Genomic DNA, 17,613 nt, shown 5'->3' with positions numbered 1-17,613 from the left:
TCGCCGGCATCGCGCCGCATCAGGATCTGCGCGTGGCCGCGGCGCCGATCGCCGTGAGCAGGCCGACGACCACCAACGCCCAGAACCAGGTCGCACCCGGGAACCCGTTGCCGCCCGCGGCCTGTTCCTTCGCGGCCACCGGCGGCTGGACAGCGGCCACCGACGCCGTGGGGTCCGGTGCTGGCGCCGGCGGCGAGTACGACACCCGGACGATCGGGGAGCCGGCGCCCTCGCTGCCCACCAGGAACGAGCGTCCGGAGGGCTCGGTCGCCAGCGTCTCCCCCTGCTCGAGCGACGGGACGTCGATCGACATGACGCTGTCCCACGTGGCGGGGTCGAGCAGGTACGCCGAGGTGTAGGTGCGCGCCACGACGTGGCGGCCGTCCTTCGTGAACGCCGCGTCGGTGACCAGCCCGGGGACCTCACCCTTCATCGCCACCGCCTCGTTGGGCTGGTCCGCGACGAGCGGATCGGGCAGCGAGAAGACGGTGCCGCCGAACAGGCCCTTGCTGATCAGGAACTTGTCACCCGTGCGCGGGTCGACCGCCAGCGCCTCGACGTCGATCGGCCCACCCGGGTACGTGACCGGGTACCGGGTCACCGCCGCCGCGTCGCTGCCCTGCTCCGCGGCAGGCAGCGAGTACAGCGCGGCATCGGTGCGCGTCGACCGGTTGTCGCCCGTGTCGGCGATCCACAGCGTGCCCTCGGCGTCGATCGACAGCGCCTCGGTGTCGACCAGGTCCGCATCGACCCGTGTGGTGCCCACGGTGCGTCCGCTCGGCACGTCCAGCGCGTAGACGATCGGCGCGCTGCCCGAGTCGTTGATCGTGTAGGCACGGTCCGCGTCGTCGATGCTGAGGACCAGGCCGCTGGACTCGTTGATCCGGGGATCGTCCAGCGTGCTGACGCGCTGCGGCCCGTCCGTCGCGGCGTCGGCCTTGCCGGCCAGCGACGCGATCACGACGACGACGAGCAGGGCGATGAGCAGGCCCGGGATGAGCAGGCGGCGATGGCGCGGATTCATGACACCTCAAGCATGACAGGACGACGATGGGCCCGTCGTCGCGGCGGGTACGCTGGCGGGGTGAGCGACAGCGACGACTGGGTCATCCAGCAGGGAGATGGTCCCGAGACCATCGAGCGCAAGATGGGGCACCGCGAGCTCGCGCGCCTCGAACGCGCCGCCCGTCGCCACGAGTTCGGCCGGCCCGAGGTCACCGAGCTCGAGATCGGACGCACGACGCACCGCGTCGCCGAGGTCGAGCCGATGGACGTCGACGGCGTCCGCACCATGACCGTCGGCACGATCGCCTGGGGCGTCGTCGTCCTCGCGCTGCTGCCGTTCCTCGGCACCCTCGACGAGGAGGGCCGCACGTGGTGGCTGTGGACGGCTGTCGCCGGCTTCGGCCTCGGCCTGATCGGCATCGAGTACTGCCGCCGGCGCCGCAACGCCCTGCGCATGCAGCCCGGCCGCCGCCGCAAGGGCGACTGACGCCGCTGGGCCTGACGTTTTGACCCCGACACGCCGTACGTGTCGGTCAAAACGTCAGGCCCAGCGGGGATCTGGGGCACTCAGGCGTTGGCGTCGACGTCGTCCGTCTTGTGCAGCGTGGTGCGCAGCGGCACTTCCTTCATCAGCAGCGCCGTGACCAGGCTGACCACCGAGATGCACGCCGCGACCAGGAAGATCGTGCCGGTCGCGTCACCGTAGGCCTCACGGACGATCTCGGCGACCTGCGGCGGCAGGTTCTTGACGTCCAGCAGGGACCCGCCACCGGCCGAGCTGGCGGCCGGGCCGAGCGCTGCCAGCTTGGACGTGACATCGTCCTTGACCTGCGCGGCGAGGATCGCGCCCAGCACGGAGACGCCGACGGCGCCACCCAGCGACCGGAAGAACGCCACGACGGCGCTGGTGGCTCCCACCTGCGAGACGTCGACGGTGTTCTGCACGACCAGCACGTAGTTCTGCATCAGCATGCCCATGCCGAGCCCGACGAAGCCCAGGAAGACCATCGCGTGCCACTCCGGCGTGCGGTGGTCGATCGTCGCGAGCAGCGCCAGACCGATGATCAGCAGCACGGAGCCGAGCACGAGGAACCGCTTCCAGAAGCCCGTCTTGGTGATCAGGCGGCCCGACAGCAGCGTGCCGACCAGGGAGCCCAGCATCAGCGGGATGGTCAGCAGACCGGCCTGGGTCGGAGTGCGCGCCCCGGCGACCTGGAAGTACTGGCCGATGAAGACCGAGCCGCCGAAGATCGCGACGCCGACGGCGATGCTGCCGATGATGGCCAGTGCCGTGGTGCGTTCGCGGATGACGCCGATCGGCACCATGGGTTCGGGGTGGCGCAGCTCGACGCGGACCGTGAGGACCCACGCGAGGATCGTGCCGACGACGAAGGCCGCGCTCTGCCACGACATCCAGGCGAAGCTGTCGCCGGCGAAGGAGACCCACAGCAGCGGAAGGCTCGCAGCGATCGCGATGAGCACGATGCCCAAGTAGTCGACCTGGACCCGGCGACGGATCGTGGCGATGTGCAGGTGCTTCTGCAGCATGACCAGGCTCACGAGGGCGAGCGGGACGCACACGTAGAACGTCCAGCGCCAGCCCAGCCCCGGGGTGTCCACGATGACGCCGCCGACCAGCGGTCCACTGACGGTCGCGACGGCCATCGTGGCGCCCAGGTAGCCGCTGTAGCGACCACGCTCCCGCGGCGGGATGATCGAGCCGATGATCGACTGGGCGTTGGCCGTCAGGCCGCCCATGCCGATGCCCTGGACGACACGCATCGCGATGAGCTCGGGAACGTTCTGCGACAGCCCTGCGAACACCGAGCCGATCACGAACACGATGATCGAGACCTGCACCAACAGCTTCTTGTTGAACAGGTCCGAGAGCTTGCCCCAGACGGGCGTCGAGACCGTCATGGCCAGCAACGAGGCCGTCACGACCCACGTGTACTGGGCCTGCGAGCCCTCGAGGTCGGCGATGATCGTCGGAAGGGCGTTCGACACGATCGTCGAGCTGATGATCGCCGTGAACAGCGCAGCCAGCAGGCCGATCAGGATCTCCATGATCTCGCGGTGCGTGTACGACTCGGGCGCTGACTGCTCGACCCGTTCGGGCGCGACGGCCTTCGGATCATCCTCTAGTTGCATGCAGCAACCATAGGTCGGGGCCGCCCGGCGCGCAACCAGGAACGCCCTCCGTGACGAGGGTCACGAAGGGCGTTCCGCGGTGGAGCTCAGAAGTTGTCGACCTCGTCGACAGTGAGGGTGTCGAAGGCCGGCGGCGGCAGCTTCTGCGCACCGGCCGATCGGCTGAGGCGGGCGCCGGAGTGGGCACCGCAGCCGTGCTCGAACGACACGACCCGACCGTCGTCATTGGCCATTCCGTTGGCGCACACGCCGAACCGCTCCGAGAGCGGGCCGGCCAGGCTGATCATGAACCCGCAGGAGTGGCACGAGGCGGCAGCCTGCTGGGCGATCGCCGCCTCAGGACCCTGCTCACCGGCCTGCCAGCGGTCGGCAGCCAGCTCGCGACCCTCGAGGGACAGCACCCACTCGCGACCGAGGCCCACCTCGCGGGCGAAGAACCGGTCCGGGGTCTGCTCCTCGCCGTCGCCGGCGGACCAGGCAGGGACCAGACGCGCATCGTCCTCGTCGGGCGGCAGGACGTCGCCGGGGCTCAGGTCGCCGGGGCGGATGCGCTCGCGGTACGGCGTCCAGGCCGGAGCGGTGATGGCATCGTCGCCGGGCAGCAGCACGACGTCGTTGACCGTGACCCGGTCGCTGTCGGGTGCGCGCGAGATGCTGACCGACCAGTACCAGCCGGTGTATCCCGCCTTGCGGCAGGCGAAGTGGTGCGAGACCAGGCGCTCGCCATCCTCGACGACACCCACGTGATCGCCGATCGTGGCTGCGTCAGTGGCCTCGTCGAGTGCGGCGCGCGCGATGGCGACGGCGGCGGCGAGCTGGTCATCGATGGGCATTCCCCCATTGTCGCCCATGTCGTGGCACATGGCGTGCCGGGGTGCGGCAGGATGGGCGGCATGGAGGAGCGCGACTGGCCGTATGACCACGCGACCGATCCCGGGTACCCAGGAGAGCGGTCCGGCGCCGACACGCCACGGTCCTCCGGACTGAGCCGCGCCGCCCGCTCCGTGGGCCGGGCCTCCCGCAGCACCGGACGTGCCCTCGCCAAGGGGGGCAGCGCGGCCTTCGGCGGTGCCCGGCGCTTCACGCACTCCGGCGGAGCCGGCGAGAGCGGCTTCTCGCGCCTGCTCGAGCTGCACGCCTTCAACACCGCCGGCGACGCGGCCGTCGCGATCTCGCTGGCGGGCACGCTGTTCTTCACCGTCCCCACCGGCGAGGCCACCGGTCAGGTCGCCCTGTTCCTGGTGCTGACGATGCTGCCGTTCGCCGTCGTGGCCCCGCTGATCGGCCCGTTCCTCGACCGGTTCCGCCGCGGCCGCCGCTGGGCCATCGGCGCCACGCTCGCGATCCGTGCCTTCTGCTGCTGGGTGCTCGCCGGCGCCGTGGTCGATGAGTCACCAGCGTTCTACTTCGCCGCCCTGGGCTGCCTGGTCTCGTCCAAGGCGTACGGCGTGACCCGAGCGTCGGCGGTCCCCCGCCTGCTGCCGGAGTCCTTCACCCTGGTCAAGGCCAACTCCCGCATCTCGCTGACCGGCACCGGAGCCGCGGCGATCTCCGCGCCCATCGCAGTCGGCGCAGCGACGATCGGCGCGGAGTGGGCCCTGCGCTACGCAGCGCTGCTGTTCGCGGTCGGCACCGTGCTGGCGATCCTGCTCCCGGCCAAGGTCGACTCGAGCGAGGGCGAGGAGCCCATCGAGCTCACGGCCACCGCTGGGGCGACGCGCCGGCGCCACGGCATCACGCGCTCGGTCGTCAACGGGCTGCGCAGCAATGCCGGGCTGCGGCTGCTGTCGGGATTCCTGACCATCTTCATGGCGTTCACGCTGCGTGAGCCACCCGCCTCGATGGGCTGGGACGGCAATCCGACGATCCTGCTGGGGCTCGTGATCGGCGGCGCCGGCGCCGGCAACACGATCGGCACGCTGATCGGCTCGGCCGCGAGCACCCGGCGACCGGAGAAGGTCGTGGTCGGCGTGCTGGTGCTCGACGTCGCGGTGCTGGCGACCGTCGGGGTGCTGTTCACCTGGTGGACCGCGGTGATCCTGGGCCTGACCGTCGGCATCTGCCAGTCGCTGGGCAAGCTGAGCCTGGACGCGATGATCCAGCGCGACGTCCCCGAGCGCGTCCGCACCAGCATGTTCGCCCGCTCCGAGACCCTGCTCCAGCTGGGTTGGGTCACCGGTGGCCTGATCGGCATCGGGCTGTTCAGCCTCGACGCGACCCCCCGCATCGGCCTTCTGGTGATCGGCGCGCTGCTGATCGGGTGGCTGGTCTTCGTCCTCCAGCGCTCCCGGCTCGCCGCCGCGGCAGATCGCGACGGCAGCCGGACGCCGACGGGCTCCTAGAGCTCGAGCTCGCTCGCCACGGCGCGCAGCACCTGCGCGACCGGCTTGGCCTTCTTGGCATCGGGGTGGCGGCCGTGCCGGTAGCCCTCACCGATCGTGTCGAGCATGCGGATGAGGTCCTCGACGATGACCGCCATGGCCTCGGGGTCCTTGCGCCGCGCCTGTGCCTGCGAGCGGGACACGGAGGTCTTGGGGTCGAGCAGGCGCACCTGCAGCGCCTGGTCGCCCCGGCCGCCCTGCACGATGCCGAACTCGACGCGCGATCCGGCCTTCAGGGACGTGACGCCGTCCGGCAGCGCATCGGCGCGGACGTAGACGTCCTCGCCCTCGTCGCGGCTGAGGAAGCCGAAGCCCTTCTCGGAGTCGTACCACTTCACTTTGCCCGTGGGCATGGTGTCACCTTCGCATCGCTGTCCGGGACGACAGATGTCGTCCTCACCAGCGTAGTGGTCCGGGCCCACCATGTGCGCCCCGATCGTCAGACGGACCCGTCCGATCGCTTCTGGAAGGTCACCTCGACCGTCTCGAACCCCTTGTGCCGCTGCGACTTGGCGTAGGCCGCATAGGCCCGCTCATCGGCCTCGGTGAGGATCACGTTGTCGGTGAACGGGGTCAGGAGGGCCCGCGGGTACAGGCGCCGTCTCAGGACGACGTTCACCTCCAGGCCCATGACGACCATGATCGACGCGATGTAGATGAACGCCACCAGGCCCAGCACCAGCGCGAAGGTCTGGTTGACCTGGTTGTCGGCCTTGCCGATGACCTCGCGCACGTACGTGTTGCCGACGAACTGCAGGACCTGCCAGAACACCCCCGTCACGAAGGCGCCCGGCAGCACCGCCCGCAGGCGGGCGCGACCCAGGCTGACGAGGCGGAAGATCGACGCGAAGATGACCACCGTCAGCAAGAAGCTGGCCAGCCTGACCAACCATCCCAGCGTCGGCCCGAGGTCGGTCCCGAGCACACCGGGGTTGGACAGCACCGACGTCACGATCGCCAACGCCATGACCCCCAGGCCGCTGACCAGGAGGAAGGCGAGGCTGCGCAGCCGCAGCAGGATGGGATTGGCGCGACTGTTGCGAGGCACCGACCAGGCGATGTTGGCCGCGTTCTGCAGGGCCTGCCCCAGCCCCATCGCGCCGTAGGTCGCGGTCAGTGCGCCGACCACGATCGCGCCGGCGCTTCCCTGCAGACCCTCGGGCCGGCCGAGCTGGTCGCCGACGATCGGGAACTGGCTGAGGGCCGAGTCGAGCAGTCGGTTGCGCAGCCCCGGATTGTCCTGCAGGACGAATCCCAGGATCGACGTGCTGAGCAGCAGGAGCGGGAAGATCGCGATGAAGGCGTAGTACGTGATGATCGCCGACAGGTAGGCGCCCTGGTCGTCGAAGTACTTGTAGACGATGGCCAGTGGCACGCCGATGAAGCGGTGCTTGCGCTGGAAGGCGTCGATCCGGCCGACGGGCCGCGGGACGTCGTCGGCCGTCGTCGGGTGCGACGCGTCGGCGATGTCCACGCCGCAAAGCCTGCCACAGCGACGCCAGCGCGCCCGTCAGGCTGCGTGATGCTCTAGGACTGCTCGATCTCGGGGAGCTCGCGCTTCATGACCTTGCCGGTGGCATTGCGCGGCAGCTCGTCGAGAAACACCGTCCTGGCCGGCACCGCGAACCGGGCCACCTTGCCCTTGGCGTAGGCCTTGACCTCGTCCTCGCTGAGCGTCGCACCGGGGTTCAGCACGACATAGGCCGCGAGCACCTGGCCGAAGCGTTCGTCCGGGATGCCGGTCACGACCACGTCGGACACATCGGGGTGCTCGATCAGCGCGTCCTCGAGCTCACGGGGAAAGACGTTCTCGCCACCGGAGATGATCATGTCGTCGTCGCGGCCCGACACGAACAGGCGTCCGTTCTCGTCGAAGTGCCCCAGATCGCCCGTGCTCATCAGGCCGTCGGCGAACGACTTGGTGTTGCCGTCGGTGTAGCCGCCGAACGGCATGTCGTTGCCGACGTGGATGACGCCGGTCTCACCCTGGGGCAGCTCGCGCCCGTCCGGGTCGAGGATCTTGACCGTCGTCCGGAACGGTGGCGTGCCGGCCGTGCCGGGCGCCTCCCGCAGGTCCTCGGGGCCGGCGATCGTCACCCAGCCGGTCTCGGTCGCCCCGTAGAAGTTGTAGACCGAGTCGGTGAACAGATCCATGTAGCGATTGGCCAGCTCCCCGGCGAGCGCCGATCCGCTGGTGGCGGTGATGCGCAGCGATGACACGTCGGTCCGCTCGATGACGGCAGGATCGACGTCGGTCATGCGCTGCATCATGAGCGGGACCACGACCAGGACCTCGGCACGGTGCGACTCGATGTCGCGCAGCACCTGCTCGGCGTCGAACGTGCGGCGCAGGACGTAGGTGGGCGCGGTCGACAGGCCGAAGGCGAAGTTCAGCAGGCCCCAGGAGTGGAACAGCGGCGCCGCGAGCGCGACCGTCGAGCCACCGCGGTACGGGATCGACCCGAAGAAGGCGATCAGCGGCAGCAGGTTCTTGGGCTCTTCGCGCCGGGCGCCCTTGGGCAACCCCGTGGTCCCGGACGTGAAGATGATGATCTGACCGTGCCGATCGGGCTTGGGGTGGGCTCGGGCGGGCTGACCGTCGATCATCGTCGCGACGGTCGGCAGGTCGTCCGGCGCATCGTCATCGGCCCAGGCCAGCACCAGCCGCGACCGGTCGACGTCCTGCGCGACCTCCAGGAACTCCTGGTCCAGGATCACGACGGTGGCGTCCTCACGCTGGACGAGCTCGCCGAGCTGCGACCGGCTGGCCATCGTGTTGAGCAGCAGCACCCGCCCGCCCAGCTGCATCGTCGCGACGAGCGCCATGACCAGGAACCGGTGGTTGCGGGCCAGCACGGCGATCGAGTCGCCGGGGCGCGCACCACGGTCCTTCAACGCCTGGGTCAGCTGGTTGACCTGCCCGGACAGCTCCGCCCATGTCAGCTCGCCGGCGTCGTCGATGATGGCCGTGCGCTGCGGGTACCGCTTGGCCGCGGAGCCGACACCCGAGGGCAGCCCGGGTCCCCACTTGGCCAGCTCCAGGCCAGCTCCCAGGAGACGGTGGGGCATGACCGGTTGCAGCAACCCGATCCGCTGGAGGACCTTGAACGTGTAGCCGAGGTCGGTCATGCCAGCGAGTGTAACAACGAGTTACCGCTTTTGCCTGCCGTCACGGCGTCGCCTCACATCGCGCCGTCCCGCGAGAGCACCGCTCGGACGGTGCGGGCCAGGATCGCCAGGTCGAGCCTGAGATTCCAGTTGTTGACGTACTGCAGGTCGATCCGGATCGAGTCCTCCCACGACAGCCGCGAGCGCCCGCTGACCTGCCAGAGGCCGGTCAGTCCCGGCTTGACGTGGAGGCGGCGCCAGACCCACGAGCTGTACTGGGAGGTCTCGGCCGGCAGGGCGGGGCGGGGGCCGACCAGCGACATGTCGCCCTTGACGATGTTGACCAGCTGGGGCAGCTCGTCCAGCGAGGTGCGCCGCAGCACCCGTCCGAAGGCGGTGATGCGGGGATCGTCGGCCAGCTTGAACAGCGGACCGGCGCCCTCGTTGTCGGCGCGCAGCCCCGCGAGGCGCTCCTCGGCGTCGACGACCATGGTGCGGAACTTGAACATCGTGAACGGCCGGCCGTCACGGCCGGTCCGTTCCTGGCGGAAGATCGCGGGCCCACGCGAGCCCGCGCGGATGAGCACCGCGATGAGCAGCAGCAGCGGTGACAGCACGATCAGGGCGATGCCCGCGATCACCCGGTCCAGCACCGACTTGGCCAGTAGGGACATGAGGTGGTCGTTGGGCGGCCGGAGCGACAGGGCGATCTGGTCGCCGACCCGCCGCGGGCTCAGGTACTCGACGTGATCGCTCATGTCGGCGACGACAAGGCACTCCACCTCCGCCCGTTGCAGCGCCCACGCGAGGTGCCGCAGCGCCGGATTGGAGAAGGCACGGCTGCTGGCGATCACGACAGATGTCGCGTGACGCTCGGCAACAGCCGCCAGCACATCCCGCACGATCTCGGGGAAGCTGTGGTCGGACACCGCTCCGGCGGGCGCGAGCTCGTGCGGCGCCCGCCACGAGCACGTCGCGACGACGTTGACGTCCTTGCGCCTCGCCCATCGGCGCTGCAGGTGATCCACCGAGTCGATGTGGCCCACCAGGATCGTCGGCGTGTGGCGCAGGACCACACGGTGCAGCGCCGAGGACAGGGCGAGGACGGCAGCCGCCGCGAGGGTCGCGACCGTCGCCCTCCGCACGGTGGTGGAGTTCTCGGCCCCCGCGATCATCAGCACCACGGTGACGGTGCCGACCAGCCCGACGAGTCGTGACGGCGGCCTGAACGACCGCGCCCGCTCGAAGGCCGGCAGCGCGGCGAAGCTGTACAGCAGCCAGGACGAGGTGACGACCAGGACACCGGCCGTCCAGCCCGGGGGCAGCTCGAACTGCCGGGCCGCGAGGTACCACGAGACGGCGAGGGCAGCGAGATAGCCCGAGACGCCCTGCCGCACGAGGACGCTCCCGGCGCGGCGCGGCCACGGGAGCCGCGGCACCTCGGTACGGGCATCGACGTCCATGCCCTGCAAGGGGGCGCTGATGTCGACCGCGACCACCTCAGAGCCCCTTGCCGGCCGGATCGGACACCGTCATTCGACGGCGCCGCCCTCGAGCAGGTAGGACCGCAGCATCGAGCTGGCGGGGCGGTCCGTGTGCGGGAAGTAGACCACGTCCACGCCGACACTGCCCATCACCCGTTCGAGGTGGTAGCCGTTCGGTGTGCCCTGCCAGTCACCATCCTTGAAGATCACGTCGAAGGGACGCTGCTGCCAGATCGCCAGCTTGTCCTGCGAGCGGTCGATGACCACCTCGTCGACGATGCCCAGCGCGGAGATGATGTCGATCCGCTCGTCACACGGCACGACCGGCGCGCGGCCCTTCACGCTCTCGAGGTACTCATCGCTCGCGACGCCGACGACCAGGTGGCGGCACCGGTTGCGGGCACGGCGCAGGAGGTTGAGCTGGCCTACGTGGAACATGTCGAATGCGCCGCTGCAGTATCCGACGTCGTACATGTGGCGCGCATCATTCACTGGGTCCATGCCTTCACTCGGTGTCTTCAGTGAAGAGCCAGGGAGCGCCGGATCGTGACGGCGGTTCAGGCGTTCTTCCACCGCCGAAGCAGAGCCGACAGTCCGCCCGTTGCCACGGCGAGGGCCAGCGGCGCGGCGACCGTGCCGACCTCGCGGTTGACCTCCTGCAGGTCGAGGTAGACCGCCATGCAGTCGCCGCAGGACTGGAGGTGGGCGTGGACCCGTTCCTGCTCGCGGGCCGAGGCCGTGCCCCGCACGAAGCCCGACAGCTTGCCCCGGTTCTCCTGGCAGGCGCGCTCGTCGCCGGGCCGGTCCTGCTTGACGTGCTGCTGCAGATAGGCCTGCCTCAGGCCGGCGCGGGCCCGGTACACGAGGGCCGAGACACTGTTGGGCGACAGCTCGAGCATCGGACCGAGCTCGTGGGGCTTGCGTCCCTCGACGTCCAGGTGCCACAGGACGGTCTGCCAACGTGCCGGCAACGACTCGTACGCCGCTCGGATCGCCGAGCGTTCGAAGGCGTCGAGCTGGCCCCCGCCGAAGGCCACCGGCGTGTCGATCTGCTGCATGTCGTCGGTCGGGGTGACACGCTTGCGCGCCTTGGCGCGGCGGGCGCACTCGTTGCGCACCGTCGTGAACAGATAGGCGCGGAAGGCCCGGTCCGGCCCCTTGCCCCGGCCCAGCAGGTCCAGGACCTGCGCGAAGGCCTCCGACACGACATCGTCGGAGTCCTCCTTCTGGCCCAGATGCCTGGCCAGGCGGTGCGCGGCATAGCCGTACCGCGAGAACAAGGTGGCGTAGGCCTCCTGGTGGCCGGTGCGTGCCATGGCCAAGAGCGACCCGTCGTCGAGATCAACGAGTTGCAGCTCGGTATCGGACACGCTGACAGCGTCAACGTGGTGCATGAGAGTCCCCTGGATTTGTGTTCGCCCGGGCGATGTAGGGCCCGGTTGACGTGCGGCCGATGGTGTCGGCCATCGCAGCCTGCCATGTGATCGGACGCGACGCCAGATGGGAGAATGGCATATTTTCACTGCAACTGCGGCCCCAAAATAAATAAATGTCGGCATCGAGCATCCTCGGACGTGGCCCGAACCGACGACTCAGGCGGGATCCCAGCGGGTCGGCAATGTTTTTTTGCCACAGGATGTCTCCCTGACCCGGACAACGGTGGTAACTGTGATTTACACCTCAGCGCGGAAATTCGGGCCCGCGACGTCATAGCCACCGGCCGGACCCCTCCTCATCAGTACAGGACCCGGTCCCGGGATCTTGTTCAGACTCAAGGACACTCCCGATGGTCACAGCTCCGCAGCCCGTTCAGCTCACCGAGATGCGAGACACCCTTCGCCGGCGCTGGCGCGTCGTCGCCGCCGCCGCCGGCGTGGGCCTCCTGCTGGGAGCTGCGGTGTCCTTGGCGGTGCCGTCTCGGTACGAGGCGACCTCGACGGTCTCGGTCAACCCGATCTCCGCCGATCCGGTCGGCTCGTCGATCGACTCGGCCCGATCGATCAGCATGCCGACCGAAGCCGGCATCGTGACCTCTGCGGAGGTCGCCCAGGCGGCCGCGAAGGCGCTCAAGCCCCGGTACGCGATCTCGGCCAAGGACATCAGCGACGCCATCGACGTCCAGTCGCCCGACGACTCGTTGATCCTCTCGATCCGCTTCACCGGCGACTCCGCCGGTCAGGCGGCCGCGGCTGCCGATGCCGTGGCCGAGGCCTATCTGCTGACGCGGCGCGACGACGCCGCCGCCGAGGTCGAACGGCTGAGGACGGCCGCGCAGGAACAGCTCGCCGCCGTCCAGGCCAGCGCCGACCTGCCCGAGAACGCCGGCGTGCTGCGCCAGCGCGCGTTCGGTGTCCAGGCCGACGCCCTGGGCAACAAGCTCGCGGAGCTCGGCAACATCGACCCGACCCCCGGCCGGATCGTCGGCAGCGCCCAGCCGCCGAACGATTCCTCGACACCGGGAGCCGTGACGCTGGGCCTGGCCGGGCTGCTCCTCGGACTGCTGGCCGGAATCCCGTTCGCCCTGCTGAAGAAGGACCAGCAGAGCTCTGAGATCGGGGGCGCCGACGGCCTGCAGTCGCTCGGCGAGCAGATCGTCCTGGACGGCACCAAGGACATCAACCGCGCCGACACCTGGGACATCGCGGCCTTCATGCTCAAGATCCCCGCCGATCTGGGCATCGAGGACCCGTTCCTGATCATGGTCGACGCCGAGGACGACCCGGGTCGGGCGCTGACACCGGGCCAGGAGCTCGTCGACGCCCTCTCCCGCCGAGGCCGGTCAGCGCGCTTCGTCGACGCCGGCGCGATCAACGAGGGCAAGATCAGCCGCGGCTGGCCGACCGAGAAGAAGCGGGTCTCGTGGGCCGGCGAGATCGTCATCATCGACACGACCCGCCTGTCCTCGGACGCCAACAAGGTCGCACTGGCCACCCGGTCCGACTCGGTCGTGCTGGCGCGCTCCACGACCGACGACGCCGAGGCCCTCAACCGGCTGACCGGCCTGCTGAAGTCCAAGGGCGTCGACATCGCGCTGACGGCGCTGTTCCCGGAGCGCTCCGAGCTGGTGACGCTGCACCGCTGACGCGCGACCCTCACCCCGGGCTGTCACGGAGCCGCGTACGTCGCCAGCTCGGACATCTCCTCCTCGGTGAACACCCGCGACCGGATGATGAACCGGTTGCCCGTCGGGCCCTCGATCGAGAATCCCGCACCGCGCCCCGGCACGACGTCGATCGTGATGTGCGTGTGCGACCAGTAGGCGAACTGCTCGCGCGAGATCCACACGGGTGCCGGCTCCGGCCCGCCGTACACCAGGTCCCCGAGATGGACGTCCTGGTGGCCGGTGAGGAAGGTGCCCTGCGTGAAGCACATCGGGGCGGAGCCGTCGCAGCACCCACCCGACTGGTGGAACATCAGCGGCACGGCGTGCGAGTCCCGGAGGCTGCGGAGCAGGTCCGCAGCCTCCGGGGTGATGGCGACCCGGTCGACCGCCATCAGCCTCGTCCCATCATCAGAAGAAGCCCAGCTTGTTCTCGTCGTACGAGACCAGCAGGTTCTTGGTCTGCTGGTAGTGGTCCAGCATCATCTTGTGGTTCTCGCGGCCGATGCCCGAGGACTTGTAGCCGCCGAAGGCCGCGTGGGCCGGGTACTGGTGGTAGCAGTTGGTCCACACCCGGCCGGCCTGGATGTCCCGGCCCGCCTTGTACGCGGTGTTCGCGTCCCGCGACCACACGCCGGCTCCCAGTCCGTACAGCGTGTCGTTGGCGATGTCGATCGCGTCGGCGTAGTCCTCGAAGCCGGTGACCGACACGACCGGGCCGAAGATCTCCTCCTGGAAGATCCGCATCTTGTTGTTGCCCTGGAAGATCGTCGGCGCGACGTAGTAGCCGCCGGACAGATCGCCGCCGAGATCGACCCGCTCACCGCCGGTGATGACGCGGGCGCCCTCCTGCACGCCGATCTCGAAGTACGACAGGATCTTCTCCAGCTGGTCGTTGCTGGCCTGCGCGCCCAGCATCGTGTCGGTGTCCAGCGGGTTGCCCTGCTTGATCGCCTTGACCCGCTCGGTCGCGGCGGGCAGGAACTGCTCCAGGATCGAGTTCTGGATCAGGCCACGGCTCGGGCACGTGCACACCTCGCCCTGGTTCAGCGCGAACATCGCGAAGCCCTCGAGCGCCTTGTCGTAGAACGCATCGTCCTTGCTCGCCACGTCCTCGAAGAAGATGTTCGGGCTCTTGCCGCCCAGCTCCAGGGTGGCCGGGATGAGGTTCTGGCTCGCGTACTGGGCGATGAGGCGCCCCGTCGTCGTCTCGCCGGTGAAGGCGATCTTGCGGATGCGCGAGCTGGACGCCAGCGGCGCACCGGCCTCGACGCCGAAGCCGTTGACGATGTTGACCACACCCGGCGGCAGCAGGTCACCGATGAGATCGATCAGGAGCATGATCGACGCCGGCGTCTGCTCGGCGGGCTTGAGCACCACGGCGTTGCCGGCCGCGAGCGCCGGTGCCAGCTTCCAGGTCGCCATCAGCAGCGGGAAGTTCCACGGGATGATCTGGCCGACCACGCCCAGCGGCTCGTGGAAGTGGTACGCCACGGTCTGGTCGTCCAGCTGGGACAGCGAACCCTCCTGGGCCCGGATCGCGCCGGCGAAGTAGCGGAAGTGGTCGACCACCAGCGGGAGGTCGGCGGCCATGCACTCGCGCACCGGCTTGCCGTTGTCCCAGGTCTCGCCCACCGCGAGCATCTCCAGGTTCTGCTCGATGCGGTCGGCGATCTGGTTGAGGATGTTGGAGCGCTCGGCCACCGAGGTCTTGCCCCAGGCCGGTGCCGCCGCGTGGGCGGCGTCGAGGGCGGCCTCGATGTCCTCGGCCGTGCCGCGGGCCACCTCGGTGAAGACCTTTCCGGTGACCGGGGAGACGTTCTCGAAGTACTGGCCCTTGACCGGGGCGACGTACTCGCCGCCGATCCAGTGGTCGTAGCGGGACTGGTAGGACACCACACTTCCCTCGGTGCCTGGCTGGGCGTACACGGTCATGAGAGCTCCTTGCGGTTCGTGGGGACGACGTGACGGTAGTCACATCCCCGTTGCCGCAACGTTGCGCCGCCGGCTCACCCCAGCTCGTCGTCGAGGCGCTCCACGTGGGCCAGGACCTGCGCGTAGCGCGGCGAGGTGGCGGGCAGGATCGACAGCGCCCGCTCCCACACCTCGAAGTCGTCACGGCCGTGGGTCGTGTCGGCGAACGACAGCAGAGCATCGGCGTCGTCGCTGACCAGCAGCGACGACCGCACGTGCATGTGCAGCTCGTCGCGCAGACGCTCCACCGCCGGCGCAACGGAGGTCGGCAGGACCGGGCCTCGGTACCGGGCGACCGCCCGCCGCAGACGCCCGTCGGCCAGGTCGCGGCGCACCGACGCGACATCGGTCTGGACCGACGTCGCGAGGCGGTAGGGCCGCGAAGCCAGCTCGATGGGACCCAGGACCGAGCGCAGCCGGGAGAGCTCGGCCCGCACCGTGACCTGCGCCTGGTCGTCGTCGCTGAGGGCGACACCGAGCTCCGACGTGGTCAGGCCGTCGGCCGACTCGGTGAGCAGCAGCAGGATCTCGCTGTGGCGCAGGCTGAGGCGGGTCGTGGTCGCGCCGTGGCGCAGTGTCGCGCCGTGACCGCCGAGCACGTCCAGGCCCGGCAACGTCCACGCGACGGGGGCCAGCACATCGTGGGCCGGCGGGCTCAGCCGGGCGATCCGCAGCTCGGCCTCGACGGCAGCGACCGTCGCACGGACCAGGGTGAGGCTCTGCGGGGTGACGACCTCGTCCCCGCCGGTCAGGTCGAGGACCCCCAGCACGGCGCCGGTGTCGGGATCGTGGATCGGTGCGGCCGAGCAGCTCCACGGCGTGACCTGCCGGGCCAGGTGCTCGGGTCCGAAGATCTGCACCGGACGATCCAGCGCCAGCGCGGTACCGGGAGCGTTGGTGCCGGCACTGGACTCGCTCCAGTCCGCGCCCGGCACGAAGTGCATGCCCTCCGCGAGCGCGCGCAGGGCACCGTCACCCTCGACCCACAAGAGCTGTCCCGCGGCGTCGCTGACCGCGACCAGCAGGCCGGCATCGGCGGCGCTGTCGACCAGCAGCCGTCGGATGACCGGCATGCCCACGGCCAGCGGATGCGCATCGCGGATCGCCCCGAGGGCCTCCTCGTCCAGCCGGATGCTGGCCAAGGCCCCTTCGGGATCCAGCCCGCCGGCGACGCTGCGCCGCCAGGACTCACGCACCAGCCTGCGCAGCGCCGGGTCGGCCGATCCGGTGGTGACGAATGTGTCGTGCGCCCGGTTCAGGTACTGCGACAGCGCCGCCGGATCCGCGCCGGGGGGCATCGCGAGATCGTGGGGTGCGGCCATGCCACCGAGTCTAGGTGGCGATGTGACTCAGGTCACGGTCTCGCGCCCAGCTCACTCCTCCAGCTGGTCCACGAGCCTGTCGACCTGCTTGCGTCGCGAGTCCGGGAACACCCGTGAGGCCGTCAGCCACGTCACGGTCGTCCAGCCATCGGCCAGCTCCTCGGCATCGGCCGACGGGCTCCCGACGCGGGGGTCGTAGGTGAACTGCGGCGTCCAGGTGGTCGGGCCGGACTGCTCGTACCTGACCGTCCGCGGACCACCGGCCGCCAGACGTGCGACCCGGATGCCCCGTGGGGCCTTGCGGGTGGCGGTCTCGGCGGGGACGTTGACGTTCAGGAAGCCCGCCCGGCCCAGCCCGTCGAAGCCGTCCGCGGCGAGGGAGTCGACCAGCTCGACGACGGTTCGAGACGCATCGGCGAAGTCCGCCCGACCGTCGGTGTCGGTGTCGGCACTGACGGCCACGGCCGGGACGCCCGCCTCCGCCGCGGCGGAGGCCGCTCCGACCGTGCCGGAGTAGTTCGTGTTGGCCGCGACGTTGGCGCCCAGGTTGATGCCCGACACGACCAGGTCGGGCCGGTCGTTCGCGAGCACCCCGAACAGCCCCACGTTCAGGGAGTCCACCGGTGTGCCGTCGACGGCGTACTTGGGCTGTCCGGGATCCGGCTGCGTCACGGTGAGCGACTCGACGCCGGACGCCATGCTGCGCCCGCTCTGGTTCGCGGCGGGTGCCACCATCGTGACCTCGTGCCCGGCCGCTGTCAGCGCGTCGTACGCAGCCGTGATGCCGGGGGCGTCCCAGCCGTCGTCGTTGACCAGCAGGATCGACAAGGGCCCCTTCACCGGCGTCGGACGGGGTGGCGGTGCATCGGAGCCGGAGCCGCCGCTGCACGCGGCCAGCAGCAGGGAGCAGCAGGCCAGGACGACTGCGGAGACAGTCGTTCTGGATCGTCGGGCGTGATGGAGCACTGCTCAGTCCTGTCCTCGGGGTGGGTCCGAGGTGCTGGATCGTCCCGGAATGCCCGTCGCCGCGTCGTACGGTCGGCCAACAGTATAGTTTTGACCCGACATCCGGCTCCGGCAGACCGAGG

At 69.9% G+C, this 17,613-nt stretch carries 16 protein-coding genes; 3 read left to right on the top strand and 13 right to left on the bottom strand.

The annotated features are described in order from the left end of the window. Positions 1-19: 19 nt before the first annotated feature. Complete coding sequence (locus NQV15_RS02930) at positions 20-1,024, bottom strand: SMP-30/gluconolactonase/LRE family protein (RefSeq protein WP_232398111.1); 1,005 nt, start codon at positions 1,022-1,024, stop codon at positions 20-22. Positions 1,025-1,084: 60 nt separating this feature from the next. Between NQV15_RS02930 and NQV15_RS02925 the strand changes: the two genes are divergently transcribed. Continuing rightward, a complete protein-coding gene (locus NQV15_RS02925; RefSeq protein WP_232398110.1) occupies positions 1,085-1,492 on the top strand; it encodes a DUF2530 domain-containing protein in 408 nt (135 codons plus the stop codon). Positions 1,493-1,572: 80 nt separating this feature from the next. Here the strand turns inward: NQV15_RS02925 and NQV15_RS02920 are convergent, their stop codons facing one another. Together NQV15_RS02920 and NQV15_RS02915 are read right to left on the bottom strand one after the other, a co-directional pair. Then, positions 1,573-3,156, bottom strand: coding sequence for an MDR family MFS transporter (locus NQV15_RS02920; protein ID WP_232398109.1), 1,584 nt, complete (start codon positions 3,154-3,156; stop codon positions 1,573-1,575). A gap of 86 nt (positions 3,157-3,242) precedes the next feature. Next, a complete protein-coding gene (locus tag NQV15_RS02915) occupies positions 3,243-3,989 on the bottom strand; it encodes a DUF3027 domain-containing protein (protein WP_232398108.1) in 747 nt (248 codons plus the stop codon). A gap of 60 nt (positions 3,990-4,049) precedes the next feature. Here NQV15_RS02915 and NQV15_RS02910 point away from each other — a divergent pair, with 60 nt between their 5' ends. Further along, positions 4,050-5,498 carry an MFS transporter gene (locus NQV15_RS02910; protein WP_232398107.1) on the top strand — a complete coding sequence of 483 codons (1,449 nt, stop codon included), beginning with the start codon at positions 4,050-4,052 and terminating at the stop codon, positions 5,496-5,498. On the opposite strand, the gene NQV15_RS02905 is transcribed toward NQV15_RS02910, so the two are convergent. The 6 genes from NQV15_RS02905 to NQV15_RS02880 form a co-directional block, all read right to left on the bottom strand. Further along, positions 5,495-5,890 carry a cold-shock protein gene (locus tag NQV15_RS02905; RefSeq protein WP_232398106.1) on the bottom strand — a complete coding sequence of 132 codons (396 nt, stop codon included), beginning with the start codon at positions 5,888-5,890 and terminating at the stop codon, positions 5,495-5,497. The two genes, NQV15_RS02910 and NQV15_RS02905, sit on opposite strands and share 4 nt — an antisense overlap. Before the next feature lie 86 nt (positions 5,891-5,976). Further along, positions 5,977-7,011, bottom strand: a complete 1,035-nt coding sequence (locus NQV15_RS02900; RefSeq protein WP_232398105.1) for a YihY/virulence factor BrkB family protein — start codon at positions 7,009-7,011, stop codon at positions 5,977-5,979. Between the two features lie 53 nt (positions 7,012-7,064). Then, entirely contained in the window at positions 7,065-8,666 is a 1,602-nt protein-coding gene (locus NQV15_RS02895; RefSeq protein ID WP_232398104.1) for an AMP-binding protein, read from the bottom strand. Between the two features lie 53 nt (positions 8,667-8,719). Then, positions 8,720-10,144, bottom strand: coding sequence for a sugar transferase (locus tag NQV15_RS02890; protein WP_232398103.1), 1,425 nt, complete (start codon positions 10,142-10,144; stop codon positions 8,720-8,722). A 33-nt stretch (positions 10,145-10,177) separates the two neighbouring features. After that, positions 10,178-10,702 (bottom strand): adenylyltransferase/cytidyltransferase family protein, encoded by a 525-nt coding sequence (locus NQV15_RS02885; protein WP_232398102.1) that lies wholly within the window; start codon positions 10,700-10,702, stop codon positions 10,178-10,180. Continuing rightward, the gene (locus NQV15_RS02880) at positions 10,687-11,499 is read right to left on the bottom strand and encodes a sigma-70 family RNA polymerase sigma factor (RefSeq protein WP_232398101.1); all 813 of its coding nucleotides are present in this window, start codon (positions 11,497-11,499) and stop codon (positions 10,687-10,689) included. The genes NQV15_RS02885 and NQV15_RS02880 overlap by 16 nt, the downstream gene beginning before the upstream one ends. A gap of 416 nt (positions 11,500-11,915) precedes the next feature. Here NQV15_RS02880 and NQV15_RS02875 point away from each other — a divergent pair, with 416 nt between their 5' ends. Then, positions 11,916-13,211, top strand: coding sequence for a Wzz/FepE/Etk N-terminal domain-containing protein (locus NQV15_RS02875; RefSeq protein WP_232398100.1), 1,296 nt, complete (start codon positions 11,916-11,918; stop codon positions 13,209-13,211). A gap of 23 nt (positions 13,212-13,234) precedes the next feature. Here NQV15_RS02875 and NQV15_RS02870 read toward each other — a convergent pair whose 3' ends face one another. The 4 genes from NQV15_RS02870 to surE form a co-directional block, all read right to left on the bottom strand. Continuing rightward, positions 13,235-13,624, bottom strand: coding sequence for a DUF779 domain-containing protein (locus NQV15_RS02870; protein WP_232398099.1), 390 nt, complete (start codon positions 13,622-13,624; stop codon positions 13,235-13,237). Between the two features lie 16 nt (positions 13,625-13,640). Then, the gene (adh, locus tag NQV15_RS02865; RefSeq protein ID WP_232398098.1) at positions 13,641-15,164 is read right to left on the bottom strand and encodes an aldehyde dehydrogenase; all 1,524 of its coding nucleotides are present in this window, start codon (positions 15,162-15,164) and stop codon (positions 13,641-13,643) included. Between the two features lie 74 nt (positions 15,165-15,238). After that, on the bottom strand, positions 15,239-16,525 hold the full coding sequence (locus NQV15_RS02860; protein WP_232398097.1) for a GAF domain-containing protein: 1,287 nt from the start codon (positions 16,523-16,525) through the stop codon (positions 15,239-15,241). 51 nt (positions 16,526-16,576) lie between these two features. Beyond that, positions 16,577-17,491, bottom strand: a complete 915-nt coding sequence (gene surE, locus NQV15_RS02855; protein WP_232398096.1) for a 5'/3'-nucleotidase SurE — start codon at positions 17,489-17,491, stop codon at positions 16,577-16,579. Between the last annotated feature and the right edge of the window lie 122 nt (positions 17,492-17,613).

Source organism: Aeromicrobium wangtongii, assembly GCF_024584515.1.
Taxonomy (GTDB): domain Bacteria; phylum Actinomycetota; class Actinomycetes; order Propionibacteriales; family Nocardioidaceae; genus Aeromicrobium; species Aeromicrobium wangtongii.
This window is presented reverse-complemented; position numbering and strand designations above follow the sequence as displayed.

Coding starts and splice junctions, on each gene's coding strand:
- NQV15_RS02905 (WP_232398106.1), bottom strand. CDS start 5,890: ATGCCCACGGGCAAAGTGAAGTGGTACGACTCCGAGAAGGGCTTCGGC.
- NQV15_RS02930 (WP_232398111.1), bottom strand. CDS start 1,024: ATGAATCCGCGCCATCGCCGCCTGCTCATCCCGGGCCTGCTCATCGCC.
- NQV15_RS02870 (WP_232398099.1), bottom strand. CDS start 13,624: ATGGCGGTCGACCGGGTCGCCATCACCCCGGAGGCTGCGGACCTGCTC.
- NQV15_RS02895 (WP_232398104.1), bottom strand. CDS start 8,666: ATGACCGACCTCGGCTACACGTTCAAGGTCCTCCAGCGGATCGGGTTG.
- NQV15_RS02920 (WP_232398109.1), bottom strand. CDS start 3,156: ATGCAACTAGAGGATGATCCGAAGGCCGTCGCGCCCGAACGGGTCGAG.
- NQV15_RS02860 (WP_232398097.1), bottom strand. CDS start 16,525: ATGGCCGCACCCCACGATCTCGCGATGCCCCCCGGCGCGGATCCGGCG.
- NQV15_RS02875 (WP_232398100.1), top strand. CDS start 11,916: ATGGTCACAGCTCCGCAGCCCGTTCAGCTCACCGAGATGCGAGACACC.
- adh (WP_232398098.1), bottom strand. CDS start 15,164: ATGACCGTGTACGCCCAGCCAGGCACCGAGGGAAGTGTGGTGTCCTAC.
- NQV15_RS02910 (WP_232398107.1), top strand. CDS start 4,050: ATGGAGGAGCGCGACTGGCCGTATGACCACGCGACCGATCCCGGGTAC.
- NQV15_RS02915 (WP_232398108.1), bottom strand. CDS start 3,989: ATGCCCATCGATGACCAGCTCGCCGCCGCCGTCGCCATCGCGCGCGCC.